The sequence below is a fragment of the Streptomyces sp. NPDC093018 genome (assembly GCF_040684035.1).
Classification (GTDB): domain Bacteria; phylum Actinomycetota; class Actinomycetes; order Streptomycetales; family Streptomycetaceae; genus Streptomyces; species Streptomyces murinus.
In genome coordinates, this window is sequence record NZ_JBFBFF010000017.1 from 128749 (window position 1) to 142312 (window position 13564).

Below are 13564 nucleotides of genomic sequence, written 5' to 3' on the forward strand. Positions count from 1 at the left end.
TGATACCCCCTGGTCAGGCCGCCAGCTCCGCGCGCGCCGCGATGAACGCGTCCACCGCGCGGTTGACGTCCTCGGTGGAGTGCGCGGCGGACAGCTGGACCCGGATACGGGCCTGGCCCTGCGGGACGACCGGGTAGGAGAACCCGATCACGTACACGCCGCGCTCCAGGAGCAGCTCGGCCATGCGGCCCGCCTCGGCCGCGTCGCCGATCATCACGGGGGCGATGGCGTGGTCGCCGGGCAGGACGTCGAAGCCCTCGGCGGTCATCCGGGAGCGGAACAGCTTGGTGTTCTCGGTCAGCCGCACCCGCAGGTCGTCGGCGGACTCCAGCAGGTCGAGGACCTTGAGGGAGGCGGCGGCGATCACCGGGGCGAGGGTGTTGGAGAACAGGTACGGGCGCGAGCGCTGGCGCAGCAGGGCGACGATCTCGGCGCGGGCGGCGACGTAACCGCCGGAGGCGCCGCCCAGGGCCTTGCCGAGGGTTCCGGTGATGATGTCCACGCGGTCCATCACACCGTGCAGCTCGGGGGTGCCGCGGCCGCTCGGGCCGACGAAGCCGACGGCGTGCGAGTCGTCGACCATGACCATCGCGTCGTAGCGGTCGGCGAGGTCGCAGATTTCGCTCAGCGGGGCGACATAGCCGTCCATGGAGAACACGCCGTCGGTGACGATCAGCCGGCGGCGGGCGCCGGACGCCTCCTTGAGCTTCGCCTCCAGATCGGCGAGGTCGCGGTTGGCGTAGCGGTGGCGGCGGGCCTTGGAGAGCCGGATGCCGTCGATGATGGAGGCGTGGTTGAGGGCGTCGGAGATCACCGCGTCCTCCTCGCCGAGCAGGGTCTCGAAGACACCGCCGTTGGCGTCGAAGCAGGAGGAGTAGAGGATCGTGTCCTCCTGGCCGAGGAACGCGGAGAGGCGGGCCTCCAGCTCCTTGTGCACCTCCTGGGTGCCGCAGATGAAGCGGACGGAGGCCATGCCGTAGCCCCAGCGGTCCAGGGCCTCGTGGGCGGCGGCGACCACCTCGGGGTGGTCGGCGAGGCCGAGGTAGTTGTTGGCGCAGAAGTTGAGGACCTCGCCGGGGCGGCCGCCCGCGGTGACGCTGACGGTCGCGGACTGCGGGCTGCCGATGACCCGTTCGGGCTTGTGCAGGCCGGCGGCGCGGATCTCGTCGAGGGTGGTGCGCAGATCGTCACGGACGGTCTCGAACATGACAGAAGCTCCTAGGTGATGCGGGTGGCGTACACCGGGCGGGTGACGTACGCCGAGCGGGTGACGTACGGCTTACGCGGTCCGGGTCGGGTTACGCGGTCCGGGTCGGGTTACGCGGTCCGGTCGGGTTACGCGGTCCAGTCGAGGATGACCTTGCCGCCCTTGCCGCTGGCGGCGTCCGCGAAGGCCGACTCGAAATCGCGGTAGTCGTACCGGCCGGTGATCACGGGGGCGAGGTCCAGGCCGCCCTCCAGCAGCACCGACATCGCGTACCAGGTCTCGAACATCTCACGGCCGTAGATGCCCTTGATGGTGATCATCGAGGTGACGATCCGGGCCCAGTCGACGGGGAACTCCTGGGCGGGCAGGCCGAGCATGGCGATCCGGCCGCCGTGCGTCATGTTGGCGATCATGTCGCGCATGGCCTCGGGCCTGCCGGACATCTCCAGGCCGATGTCGAAGCCCTCGCGCAGCCCCAGCTCCCGCTGTCCGTCGGCGATGGTGGCCTCGGCGACGTTCAGCGCGAGGCTCACGCCGATCTTGCGGGCCAGCTGGAGGCGCTCCTCGCTGACGTCGGTGACGACGACATTGCGGGCGCCCGCGTGCCGGGCGACGGCGGCGGCCATCAGCCCGATCGGTCCCGCGCCCGTGATCAGGACGTCCTCGCCGACCAGCGGGAAGGACAGCGCGGTGTGCACGGCGTTGCCGAACGGGTCGAAGATCGCGGCGACATCGAGGTCGACCGGGACGCGGTGCACCCAGACGTTGGTCGCGGGCAGGGCGACGTACTCGGCGAACGCGCCGTCGCGGCCGACGCCGAGGCCGACGGTGGCCCGGCACAGATGGCGGCGCCCGGCCAGGCAGTTGCGGCACTTGCCGCACACCAGGTGGCCCTCGCCGCTGACCCGGTCGCCGATCCGGATGTCGGTGACGCTCCCGCCGACCTCCACGACCTCGCCGACGAACTCGTGTCCGAGCACCAGCGGGGTGCTGATCGCCTGCTGCGCCCAGCCGTCCCAGGCCCGGATGTGCAGATCGGTGCCGCAGATACCGGTGCGCAGGACCTTGATGAGTACATCGTCGGCCCCGATCGCGGGCTCCGGGACGTCCGTCAGCCAGAGTCCGGGTTCCGCCTTGTCCTTGACCAGCGCCTTCACTCGTGCGGCTCCTGTGCGTGAGGTCCCGTACGCGGGCATGCCGAAGGGCCGCGCCCGCGCCGGGTCAGAGGGGTGGAATCACCCTGCAATCTGCCGTATCGGCGCGCCGTAATCCATCGAGCTTTTCTTAACCGCCGCCTCAGCTTTCCTTCACGCCCCTCTTGTCGCATGAACCGACCCGCTTGTCGGCTGAACCGAGGGTCAGATGGGCAGCCCGTCCCGGGCGCTGCGTTCGATCCGTACGACGAGTTCGGCGGCCAGCGCCTTGATGGTCTCCAGTCCGTCCCTGCCCCAGGCGCGCGGCCCGGTGTCGGCGGCGCACACGGTGCCGAGCGTCATGCCGGTGCCGTCGAGGAGCGGGGCGCCGAGGTAGGAGCGGATGCCGTACTCGTCCACGACGGGGTTGCCCGCGAACCGCGGGTAGTCGCGGACGTCCTCCAGGACCAGGGCCTTGCGGCGGACCACCACATGGGGGCAGAACCCGTGGTCGCGGGGCAGCGTCCGGCCCCACTGCGCCGCGCTGCCGTCCTCCCGCAGCACCGGGGCGATCGCCGGGACGCGCAGACCGGCGAAGAACTGCCGTTCCTCGCCGATGAAGTTGACCATGGCGTAGGGCGCGCCGGTGCGGCGGGCGAGATGGTCCGCGAAGGCGTCGAGCGCGGGGTCGGGGCGCTCCCCGAGGCCGAGTGCCCGCAGCCGCCGGACGCGGGCGGGGGCCTCCTTGTCCTCGGGGGTGAGCAGCAGACCGCGGACCGGCCGGGGCGGCTCGTAGCTCATGGCCGGGCTCCGTCGCTGTGCGGGTGCCTCATCTGGGGAACTCCGTGGGCGGTCGGTCGGGTTCACCGGTGCGCGGCGCCGTGGCTCGGCGTGTGCTCCGGGGTGTGGGCGAGCAGATGGCGGACGAGGGCCAGCAGGGTCCCCACGCCGGAGCTGGAGATCCGGGCGTCGCAGCGCACGACGGGCACCTCGGGGTCGAGGTCGATGGCGGCGCGGACCTCCTCGGTGTCGTAGCGGTGGCCCCCGTCGAACTCGTTGACGGCGACGATGAAGCCGAGTCCGCGTTCCTCGAAGAAGTCCACGGCGGCGAAGCAGTCCTGGAGCCGGCGGGTGTCGGCGAGGATCACCGCGCCGAGCGCGCCCTCGGACAGCTCGTCCCACATGAACCAGAACCGCTCCTGCCCGGGGGTGCCGAACAGATAGAGCACATGGTCCGGATCGAGGGAGATGCGGCCGAAGTCCATGGCGACCGTGGTCTCCATCTTGTTCTCGATGCCTTCGAGGCTGTCGGTCGCGGCGCTGACCGTGGTGAGCAGCTCCTCCGTGCTCAGCGGGGCGATCTCGCTGACCGCGCCCACGAAGGTGGTCTTGCCCACCCCGAACCCGCCCGCGACCAGGATCTTGAGCGCGGTGGGGAACGGGTCAGAGCTGTCGTCGTAGTCCATCGAGCACTGCCTCCAGCAGGGACCGGTCGGTGGGAGTGTGGTGGAACGCGGGGGGCTTGGTGGTCAGCGCTTCGCAGTCGACCAGGTCCGCGAGCAGGACCTTGGTGACCACGGCGGGCAGTTTCAGGTGGGCGGCGACCTCGGCGACCGAGACGGGTGCCCGGCACAGGTCGAGCGCCTGGGCGTGCTCGGGGCCGAGGTAGCCGAGCGGGGTGACCCCGGTGGCCATCACCTGGGAGATCAGGTCGAGCGCGACGCTGGGTTCGGTGCGGCCGTTGCTGACCGTGAACGGGCGTACCAGCCGTCCGGCCGCGTCGTCCAGCCAGGGCCCGTCGCCGGCCGCGGCCACGCTCAATGCCTCGGCGCCGCGGGGTCGGCGGCGTGTTGCCTGGGGGCGGTGACCAGATAGGGGCGCACGCTCTTGACCAGCATCGCCATCTCGTAGCCGAGCACCGCCGCGTCGGCCTCGCGGCCCGCCATCACGGCGAGACAGGTGCCGGATCCGGCGGTGGTGACGAACAGCAGGGTCGAGGCGAGTTCCACGACGACCTGCCGTACGTCACCGCCGTCCCCGAACCGGACGCCCGCGCTGCGGCCGAGCGAGTACAGGCCGGAGGCGAGGGCCGCCATGTGGTCGGCGCTGTCCGGGTCGAGGCCGTGCACGGCCTTCACCAGCCCGTCGCAGGACAGGAGCACCGCGCTGCTGGTGTGCGGTACGCGCTGCACGAGGCCGCTGAGCAGCCAGTCGAGGTCGGATGCGTGAGCGGTCGGCGCATCGCTCGCCATGGTGGATCGACTCCTTGGGGTACGAAGGTCTGTGGGAGCGCTGGGGGTTGGGGGTGGTACGGCCTGGTACGGGGCCCGGTACGGGCCCGGTACGAGGGGTCAGCCGGCCGGTGCGCTTCCCTCGGTCGGGCCGGTGGACAGGGATGACGGGTCGGGGTGGATGTGGCGCAAGTCGCCCGGTGCCGACGGTCCTTGGAGTGGGTCCTGATCGGGGTGGAGGACACGCAGACGCGCGGGCTCGGCGGGTGTGCGGGCGGCGGGCCCCGCGGGTCCGGGGTACCCGGCGTGGGCGTGCGCGTGCTCGCCGCCCGTCGCCGGTGGGGCGGCCTCGGCGAGGCCGATGCCGCGCTGGAAGGCCGCCATCAGCCCGGGGTCGTGGCCGCCGAGGGTGTCGCCGTCCGGGCGGGGCGCGGGGCCGCCGCGGAGCTGGGGGGCGAGGTTCTCCTGGGCGCGGCGGCGCGGCAGTCGGGGCTTGGCCATGGTGCCGCGCACCGTGTCGAGGCGCGGGGTGGGCAGGACGCCCTCGTGCTCCTCGACCACCGCGCGGTGCCGGGCCCGGATGCCGGGTACCGCCTCGGCGGGGGTGGGACGTTCGCGACGGGTGCCGCGGACGGGGAGCGGGGGCGGGTCGTCGTGGGCGTGAACTTCGGTGTGGATGACGGGGGTTGTGCTCATCGGCACGGGCGCGGGGGCGTGCCGTACCGGCGGCACCTGTGCGGGCGGTTCCACCGGGACCTGCGCGGGCGGCAGGGCGGTGGCCTCCGGCGCGCAGTCCGCCTGCGGAGTCCCCAACAGCGCCTCGGGTACGACGAGTACGGCCTGGACCCCGCCGTAGATGTTGCTCTGGAGCCGTACCCCGATGCCGTGCCGCCGGGCGAGCTGGGAGACGACGTAGAGGCCGATGCGGCCGTCGGCCAGCAGGCTGGCGACATTGACCTGGTCGGGGTCGGCCAACAGGGCGTTCATCCGGGCCTGTTCGCCGACGGGCATGCCGAGTCCGCGGTCCTCGACCTCGACGGCGAGACCGGAGGTGACGAGACCCGCGCGCAGCAGCACCTGGGTGCCGGGGGCGGAGAACACCGTGGCGTTCTCGATGAGTTCGGCGAGCAGGTGGATGACGTCGGCGACGGCGTGGCCGCGCAGTTCGCCGTCGATCGGGGGCACCAGTTTGACCCGGGAGTACTGCTCGACCTCGGCGATGGCGGAGCGCAGCACCTCGGTCATGCTCACCGGGTTGCTCCACTGGCGCCGGGAGACGGCGCCGCCGAGCACGGCGAGGTTCTCGGCGTGCCGCCTGATCCGGGTGGCCAGGTGGTCCACGTGGAAGAGGCCCTTGAGCAGGTCGGGGTCCTCGATCTCGTGTTCCAGGTCGTCCAGGATGGAGATCTCGCGGTGCACGAGGGACTGGAGCCGCCGCGCGAGGTTGACGAAGACCTCCAGCTTCTGCTCGCTGCCCGTGTGGCTGGAGAGCTGGGCGGCCCGCACCACGGCGGCGGTGGCGCCCTCGTGCGCGCGGGCCAGGTCGGCGGCGAGCAGTTCGAAGTCGTCGGCGTCGGTGGGCGAACGGCGGCGGGACGGGCGCTGCGGCGGTGCCTCCCCCTGGCGCAGGGCGTCCACGAGTTCATGCAGGTCGGCCTCGCCGCGGGCGGCGGTGCGGCGCAGCGCGTCGATGCGCTCGGCGACCCCGCGGGCGGCCCGGTCGGCGGCCACGGCGGCGATCAGGATGCCCGCGACGGCCACGGTGACCGCGCCGCCGAGCACGGCCCACAGGACGGGGCCGGTGCGGGCGCCGGTGGAGCGGATGGTGAACAGGACGGCGGCGGTGGCGCCGAGGGCGACCGCGAGCGGGGGCAGCACGGCGAGCCGCATCAGCTGGGGCCGTATGTGCCTCTCGGGCAGTGCGGGAGCGGGTCGGGCGACCGGCCGCCCGTGCCGCCCGCCCTCCCGGCGGTCGGCACGGGTGCCCGGTGCGCGAAGGTGAGACATCTGCGTCCTCGTACTGGTCCGTCGGGCCTGGGGTCGGACACTGACGGTAGTCGCCTCCGGCTCATGTGCGAGGGGCAGTTGCCAAACTCCCCCGCCCAGCGTCCCGCTCTGGTATGAGGCTCCGTACGAAAGACCGATAACCGGGCCGCCTGTGCTCCGATCGGGTCGAAAAATATCGATAACGTGCGATCAAAAGCGGTCAGAAAGAGCAGGTGGGGCGGGAGGGTCGGCCCCCGCCCCCAACCTCGGCTCATGCCCGTTCGGCGACGTTCACCGCTCACCGGACCCCGCGCGGCCTCCTCCCCGGACACTCGCGAATGTCACTGAGCGTATTCCCCTTGGCCTTCGATGCGCTCGTGTCGCGTGCCCTGGCGCAGGGTGAGCGACATCAGGTCGCTGGGGGCGTCCAGCCGCACCCGGTGCCAGCGGCCACGGGGCACGATCACGGCGGAACCCGCCCGCAGCCGCACCGTCTCCTCGGCACCGCCCGGCTCGGCGGGCCGGAAGTGGAGGCGGACGGCGCCGGTCAGGCAGCACACCGCCTCGTCGGCCTCCGGGTGCATCTCCCAGTGGTCGGCGTGCACATCGGCGTCCGTCTCCGCGTGGAACGCCGCGAGATGCCAGGAGCCGGGACCGCCGGCCGTCCGCCGCCCGGAAGCCACGACCTGGCCGTCCCGGTCGATGTGCAGCGCGGCGGCGAACAGGTCGACGGGGGTGAGGGGTGTCGTCGTCATGGGGGTGTTCCTTCCGGTGTGCCTCTGATTTTCTGTACGTGTAAGAAAACTAGACCTGGCGCACCCCCGTTGTCGACCCGTGAAGGATGACCCGTGAGGGATGATGAGGGCATGCCGCAGCCGTCCGCACCGCGCAGGAACCCTGGCCGACCTCCCCGCTTCACCCGCGAGGAGGTTCTCGGGGCGGCCCGCCGGATCGTGGCAGAGGAGGGTGTGGAACGGCTCACCATGCGGCGGCTGGCCACGGAGATCGGCAGTACGCCGATGGCCCTCTACCACCATGTCCGCAACAAGGAGGAGCTGCTCGTCCTGCTGCTGGACGACCACGCGGCGCGGACGCTGCGCCGGACCGCGATGCCCGCCGAACCGCGCGAGCGGATCGTCACCGCCGCCGCCGCGCTCCACCGGGCGCTCGCCGACTGCCCCTGGATCGTGGAGGTGCTGACCGCGGACGATCTGCTGTCCGCCGCGGCGCTGTGGTTCGTCGAGCAGATCGTCGACGGGTTCGTCGCCTGCGGTCTGACGCCCGAGCGGGCCGTCCATGGATACCGCGCGATCTGGTACTACACCGCCGGGGAGATCGTGGTCCGTACGGCGGCGAACCGCCGGCGCGCGGACGACGACCGCCCCACCTACCGGGAGCAGGTCTTCACCGGCCTCGCCCCGGGGGAACTGCCACGCCTGGCGGAACTCGCCGACGCGTGGGGCCCGTTGACCGCCGAGGACACCTATCTCGACGGCCTGCGGGCCCTGGTGGGGGGTCTCACCGCGCGCGGCTGAGACCCCGGGGGATCAGCCGCGCTTCGGCGGCTCCGCGACCAGCGCGCCGACCGAGCGCCAGGTGCGGCGGACCTCGCCGGACACGCCTCGCCACCAGGCCTCGGCCGGGAGCTTTCCGGCGGGCTCGAAGGGCTCGCCGGGGCACGGCAGGGCGACCGCCTGACCGGCCTCCTCGGCGACCTCCTTGGTCCACTCCCCCGGCTCGGCCCACGGGTGCGGGGCGAGATTGAAGGTGCCCCAGTGGATCGGGAGCAGCACGCCGTGCGGTGCGCCGCCCTGGAGGTCCAGATGGGCGCGCAGGCCTTCGTCGGGACGCATATGGATGTCCGGCCAGAACTCGCTGTACGCCCCGATCTGCACCATCGTGGCGTCGAACGGGCCATGGGCGGCGCCGATCTCCCTGAAGCCGTCGAAGTAGCCGGTGTCCCCGCTGTGGTAGACCCGGTGCTCCTCACCGGCGACGACCCAGGAGGCCCACAGGGTGTGCTGGGTGTTGCGCAGACCGCGGCCGCAGAAATGGCGGGCCGGGGTGGCGGTGAGGGTGATCCCGCCGACCCGGGTCGATTCGTGCCAGTCCAGTTCGCGCAGCCGGTCCGGGCCGACGCCCCAGTGTTCGAGGTGGGCGCCGACGCCGAGCGGCACGGCGAAGACGGTGTCGGTACCGGCCAGCGCCTTGATCGTGGGCAGGTCGAGGTGGTCGTAGTGGTCGTGGGAGATCACCACCACGTCGACGTCCCCGAGCGCGGCCAGCGGCAGCGGCACGGGGTGCAGCCGCTTGGGCCCGGCGAAGGGGAACGGGGAGCAGCGCTCGCCCCACACCGGGTCGAACAGCACCCGGTGGCCGTCGATCTCGGCGAGCACACCGGAGTGCCCCATCCAGGTCAGCCGCAGGCCCGTGGCGGGCGGCCGGGCGAGGTCCGCGAAGGTCGTGGGGTGCACCGGGACGGTGCCCCGGGGGGCGCGCAGCGGCCGGGTCTCCTTGTCGAAGAAGACCTTCGCGAAGTCCAGCGTGGAGCCGGAGGGGCGGGTGCGCGCGGGACCGCCGGGGTTCTGGAAGACGCCGTCCTTGAAGTGCGGGGAGCGGCGGATGCGTTCCAGGCGCGCACCGCCCGGGTCCACACCGAAGGCCGCCGGGCGCGGCACACGGGGCCCTGGGGTCGAGGAACGCGGACCGGTCACAGTACCTCCCGGTTGAGTGCTGGGCCCCCCATTATGGTCGGCCCATCCGACAACCCGGGAACGGCCCGGCGTACTGAATGCCGATTCAGTACGTTGACGATCGCGCAACCTCCCCCAATACTGACCCGGCAGTCAGTAATGCCGACTCCGAGGAAGCGCCGATGACCGCCCCCTTGATCTCCCTCACCTGGACCGACGATGTCACCGGCCGGCAGGGCTTCCTCGTCGTGGACCGGCTGGTGCGGGGCGTGTCCAGCGGCGGGCTGCGGATGCGCCCCGGCTGCACGCTGGCGGAGGTGACCGGCCTGGCCCGGGGCATGACCATGAAGGAGGCCCTGCACTACGACCCCGAGAGCCGCTACGTCCCCCTCGGCGGCGCGAAGGGCGGCATCGACTGCGATCCGCGCGACCCGGCGGCGTACGGGCTGCTGGTGCGCTATCTGCGCGCGGTGCGGCCGTACGTCGAGAGCTGCTGGACGACCGGTGAGGACCTGGGGCTCACCCAGGACCTGGTGGACCGGGCGGCGGCCGAGGCGGGCCTCGTCTCCACCGTGCAGGCGGTGTATCCGCTGCTGGACGACGAGGCGGCGGCCCGGGCGCGGCTCGCGGACGCCTTCGCCGTCGAGGTGGACGGCATCGGCCTGGACGAGCTGGCCGGGGGCTGCGGGGTGGCCGAGTCGGTGCTGACCGCGCTGGACCGCGCGGGGGTGCCGTACCGGGGGACGCGGGTCGCCGTGCAGGGCCTGGGCACCATGGGCGGGGCGACGGCGCGCTTCCTCGACCGGGCGGGTCTGCGCGTGGTCGCGGTCGCCGATGTCGAGGGGACGATCGCCAACCCGGACGGCCTCGACGTCGAGGCGCTGCTCGCCGCGCGGGACGGCTACGGCACCGTCGACCGCTCCGCACTGCGCCCCGCCGACCACCGGCTGCCCGGTGCCGCCTGGTCGGCGACGGACGCGGAGGTGCTGGTGCCCGCGGCCGTGTCGTACGCCATCACCCCCGCGAACCAGGCCCGGATCAGGGCCCGTTGGATCGCGGAGGCCGCCAATATGCCGGTACTGCCCGAGGCGGAGCCACTGCTGGCGGCGCGCGGGGTGACCGTGCTGCCGGACGTGGTGGTCAACTCGGCGACGAACGCCTGGTGGTGGTGGACCCTGTTCGGCGACATCGGCGCCGACGCGGACGAGGCGTTCGCCCATGTCCGCCGCTCCATGCGCGCCCTGCTCACCCTGACCCTCGACCGGGCGGAGCGCGACGGTACGACACCTCGCGCGGCGGCCCATGCCGTGGTGGCCGACCGGCTGCCGGTGCTGGCGGCGCGGTTCGGGTCGTACCGGCACTAGGGTGACCGGGTGGCGAGAGTGCGGTTGAGCGTGGCCGAGCGGCAGGGGGAGCTGCTGCGTGCCGCCGTCGAGCAGATCGAGGCGCGGGGCGTGGCGGCGGTCAGGATCGCCGATGTGGCGGCCGCGCTCGGGGTGAGCAACGCGCTGGTGCTGTACCACTTCTCGACCAAGGAGAAGCTGGTCGCCGCCGCGTTCGCGCACGCCGCCGAGGACGATCTCGCGCATCTGCGCAAGCTGCTCGGGCGGCGGACGACCGCGCTGCGCCGGCTGCGGGCCGCGGTGCGCTGGTACGCGCCGACCGGTCAGGCCAAGGGCTGGCGGCTGTGGATCGAGGGCTGGGCCGTCGCCCTGCGCGAACCCGCGCTGCGCGAGGTCACCCGCGATCTGGACCGCCGCTGGAAGGCGGCCCTCGCGGAGGTCATCGCCGAGGGCGTCGGCACCGGCGAGTTCAGCTGCCCCGACCCGCAGGCCACGGCCCTGCGTCTGACCGCCCTCCTCGACGGCCTCGCCGTCCAGCTGACCTCGTACCCGGGCTCGGTCCCGCGCGCGCGGGCCCAGGAGTGGGTGGACGAGGCACTGGCCCGGGAACTGGGCGTGGAGCGGGAGAGGTTGACGGGGCGGGCCTGAGAGGGCAGGCCCGGCGGGACGGGTTCCGACGGGCACCTGGTCACGCCGACCGGGTCGACCCCGGAGCCCGGCCGCACGCGGTCACTCCGCGCGGACGCCCGGTCGTGGGCGACGGCGCCGGAGCGGCGGTGCTCCCGAGGCTGCACAATCCCTCACCGGTTCGACCGGCCACCTGGCCACAGCGACCCGATCGACCCCCGAAGCCCGACCACACACGGTCACCCCCCACGGCGTCCGGTCGTGAGCGACGGCGCCGGAGCGACGGTACTCCCGAGGCTGCACAATCCCTCACCAGGTTCGACCGGCCACCTGGCCACAGCGACCCGATCGACCCCGAAGCCCGACCACACACGGTCACCCCGCACGGCGTCCGGTCGTGGGCGACGGCGCCGGAGCAGCGGTACTCCCGAGGCTGCACAATCCCTCACCAGGTGCGACCGGAGCAGCAGCGTTCCCGAGGTTACGCGGGCCCCGACCGGGTTCGACCGGCTGCCTGGCCGCGTCCGCCGGGTCAGCCCCGAAGCCCGACCACACGCGACCACCCCACACGGACGCCCGGTCACGGCCGTCGACGCCGGAGCGGCAGCGCCCCCAGGACTGCACAGGCCCCGACCGGGTTCGACCGGCTGCCTGGCCGCGTCCGCCGGGTCGGCCCCGGAGCCCGGCCGCTCGCGGTCACCCCGCGCGGGTGCCCGATCACGGCCATCGACGCCGGAGCGGCGGCGTTCCCTAGGCTGCGCGGGCCCTGACGCCCCCCCCATCGGCTGGTCACCGAGCGCCGCTCCGGACCAGCGGCGTCCGCCGCCCGGCACCTCGCTCCGCCTCGGCCGAGCGCCGCCCCCGGCCGATCGTCCGCTTCACCTCACCCCCTCCCCCAGCCGTGTCAGCGCCCCCGTCACCATCGCCGTGATCCCCGTCTGCAACGTCAGCCGCACGCTGGGCAGATACCGCGGCGAGTGGTTCGCCGGCAGTGCGCGGAGCTTGGCCGCGGGGTCGGGGCCGGGGGCCGCGGCCCACTGGGCGGGGCCGGTGGAGCCGAGCATCCAGTAGCAGCCCCGGATGCCGCCGTGGCCGTGGAGATCCGCGCCCGTGCCCGTCAGCAGCGGGAAGTCCTCGGTGGCCAGGGCGGGGGGCCAGGCCGTGACGCGGGCGGTGCCGAACGCGGCCCGGTGGGCGGTGCGGACGCCGTCGGTGACCTCCGGGTCGGTCACGGTGACGCCGGAGCGGGAGACGGTGGTGACGGTGACCCGGGGCGGCAGCGCGGCCGTCGCGGCCTCGGCGTGGGCCAGGCGCGAGACATCCGCGGCGGCCCGGTCGAGGGCCGGCTCGGCGAACCCGCGCACGGAGACAAGCAGTTCGGCGCGGTCGGGGACCACGTTCCCCGGGTGCCCGGCGTCCCCGGCCCGCAGCGCGGTGGCGGTGACGGTGGGGCGCCCGCTCTCGCCCGCCGCGACCTCGGGCAGCCGCGTGACCAGCCCGGCCGCCGCCCGCAGCGGGTCCGCGGCGAGGTGCGCGGTGGCCGCGTGACCCCCGTCGCCCTCGAAGGCCACCGACAGGGTGCGGCTGCCGGCCAGCACCAGCCCCTCGGCGTGCGCCACCATCCCCGCCGGGAAGGGCGCGGTGTGCTGGGCGAGCACCTCGTCGGGCGGGGTGACACGGTCGTACAGACCGTCCTCCAGCATGGCCCGCGCGCCGCCGAGGGTCTCCTCGGCGGGCTGGCCGAGCAACAGCAGCGTGCCCCGCCACCGGTCTCGCCGGGCCGCGAGCCAGCGTCCGGCGGCCGCCACACAGGCGAGATGGGCGTCGTGGCCGCAGGCGTGCATCACGGGGACCGGGCGGCCGTCGGGCCCGATGGCGGTGGCGGTGCTGGCGTACGGCGCGCCGGTGGCCTCGGCGACCGGCAGGGCGTCGAGTTCGGCGCGCAGCAGGACGGCGGGGCCCTCCCCGTTGCGCAGTTCGGCCGCGACACCGTGCCCGCCGATGCCGCGCAGCACCCGGAAGCCGTCGGCGTCCAGCCGCTGTGCGAACCGGGCGGCGGTGCGCGCTTCGGCGCCGGAGAGCTCGGGGTGGCGGTGCAGGTCGAGATAGAACTCGGCGGTCGATGTCAACAGCTCGGTCAGGCCCGGGAGTTCATGGGTGGTTCGGGTGGGTTCGGTGCTCATGTCTGTGGCTCCTCGGGCGGGTGTCAGCGAGGTGACAGCGAACGGCAAGGGGGGTGCACGCGGACGCGCGTAGAACTGTGGAGAGCCGGAAGGCCGTGACGCTCCCGCGGATGCGGGAAGGGGTCGCGGTCCGAACCGCCCGACCGGCCGTACCGCACCGT

General features: G+C 73.5%; 13 protein-coding genes. 3 read left to right on the forward strand and 10 right to left on the reverse strand.

Annotated elements, in window-relative coordinates:
• Positions 1-13: 13 nt before the first annotated feature.
• The 8 genes from AB0N90_RS30395 to AB0N90_RS30430 all read right to left on the reverse strand — a co-directional run bounded on the left by AB0N90_RS30395 (position 14) and on the right by AB0N90_RS30430 (position 7312).
• Positions 14-1207 (reverse strand): glycine C-acetyltransferase, encoded by a 1194-nt coding sequence (locus tag AB0N90_RS30395; protein ID WP_365202059.1) that lies wholly within the window; start codon positions 1205-1207, stop codon positions 14-16.
• Positions 1208-1335: 128 nt separating this feature from the next.
• Complete coding sequence (gene tdh / locus AB0N90_RS30400; protein WP_365202060.1) at positions 1336-2364, reverse strand: L-threonine 3-dehydrogenase; 1029 nt, start codon at positions 2362-2364, stop codon at positions 1336-1338.
• 201 nt (positions 2365-2565) lie between these two features.
• On the reverse strand, positions 2566-3141 hold the full coding sequence (locus AB0N90_RS30405) for a GAF domain-containing protein (RefSeq protein WP_365202062.1): 576 nt from the start codon (positions 3139-3141) through the stop codon (positions 2566-2568).
• Between the two features lie 62 nt (positions 3142-3203).
• Positions 3204-3806 (reverse strand): ATP/GTP-binding protein, encoded by a 603-nt coding sequence (locus AB0N90_RS30410; RefSeq protein WP_361675863.1) that lies wholly within the window; start codon positions 3804-3806, stop codon positions 3204-3206.
• Complete coding sequence (locus tag AB0N90_RS30415; RefSeq protein WP_037657415.1) at positions 3784-4155, reverse strand: DUF742 domain-containing protein; 372 nt, start codon at positions 4153-4155, stop codon at positions 3784-3786. The genes AB0N90_RS30410 and AB0N90_RS30415 overlap by 23 nt, the downstream gene beginning before the upstream one ends.
• 2 nt (positions 4156-4157) lie before the next feature.
• Entirely contained in the window at positions 4158-4592 is a 435-nt protein-coding gene (locus AB0N90_RS30420; protein ID WP_037657417.1) for a roadblock/LC7 domain-containing protein, read from the reverse strand.
• 99 nt (positions 4593-4691) lie between these two features.
• Positions 4692-6578 (reverse strand): ATP-binding protein, encoded by a 1887-nt coding sequence (locus AB0N90_RS30425; RefSeq protein ID WP_365202065.1) that lies wholly within the window; start codon positions 6576-6578, stop codon positions 4692-4694.
• A gap of 320 nt (positions 6579-6898) precedes the next feature.
• Positions 6899-7312, reverse strand: coding sequence for a cupin domain-containing protein (locus AB0N90_RS30430; RefSeq protein WP_365202066.1), 414 nt, complete (start codon positions 7310-7312; stop codon positions 6899-6901).
• 111 nt (positions 7313-7423) lie between these two features.
• Here AB0N90_RS30430 and AB0N90_RS30435 point away from each other — a divergent pair, with 111 nt between their 5' ends.
• Entirely contained in the window at positions 7424-8092 is a 669-nt protein-coding gene (locus AB0N90_RS30435; protein ID WP_365202108.1) for a TetR/AcrR family transcriptional regulator, read from the forward strand.
• A 12-nt stretch (positions 8093-8104) separates the two neighbouring features.
• Here the strand turns inward: AB0N90_RS30435 and AB0N90_RS30440 are convergent, their stop codons facing one another.
• On the reverse strand, positions 8105-9271 hold the full coding sequence (locus tag AB0N90_RS30440) for an MBL fold metallo-hydrolase (protein WP_365202068.1): 1167 nt from the start codon (positions 9269-9271) through the stop codon (positions 8105-8107).
• 161 nt (positions 9272-9432) lie between these two features.
• On the opposite strand from AB0N90_RS30440, the gene AB0N90_RS30445 reads away from it, so the two are divergent.
• Together AB0N90_RS30445 and AB0N90_RS30450 are read left to right on the forward strand one after the other, a co-directional pair.
• Positions 9433-10614, forward strand: coding sequence for a Glu/Leu/Phe/Val dehydrogenase dimerization domain-containing protein (locus tag AB0N90_RS30445; protein ID WP_365202069.1), 1182 nt, complete (start codon positions 9433-9435; stop codon positions 10612-10614).
• A gap of 9 nt (positions 10615-10623) precedes the next feature.
• On the forward strand, positions 10624-11241 hold the full coding sequence (locus AB0N90_RS30450) for a TetR/AcrR family transcriptional regulator (RefSeq protein WP_365202071.1): 618 nt from the start codon (positions 10624-10626) through the stop codon (positions 11239-11241).
• An 857-nt stretch (positions 11242-12098) separates the two neighbouring features.
• Here AB0N90_RS30450 and AB0N90_RS30455 read toward each other — a convergent pair.
• Positions 12099-13403 carry an amidohydrolase gene (locus AB0N90_RS30455; RefSeq protein ID WP_365202072.1) on the reverse strand — a complete coding sequence of 435 codons (1305 nt, stop codon included), beginning with the start codon at positions 13401-13403 and terminating at the stop codon, positions 12099-12101.
• Positions 13404-13564: the final 161 nt, after the last annotated feature.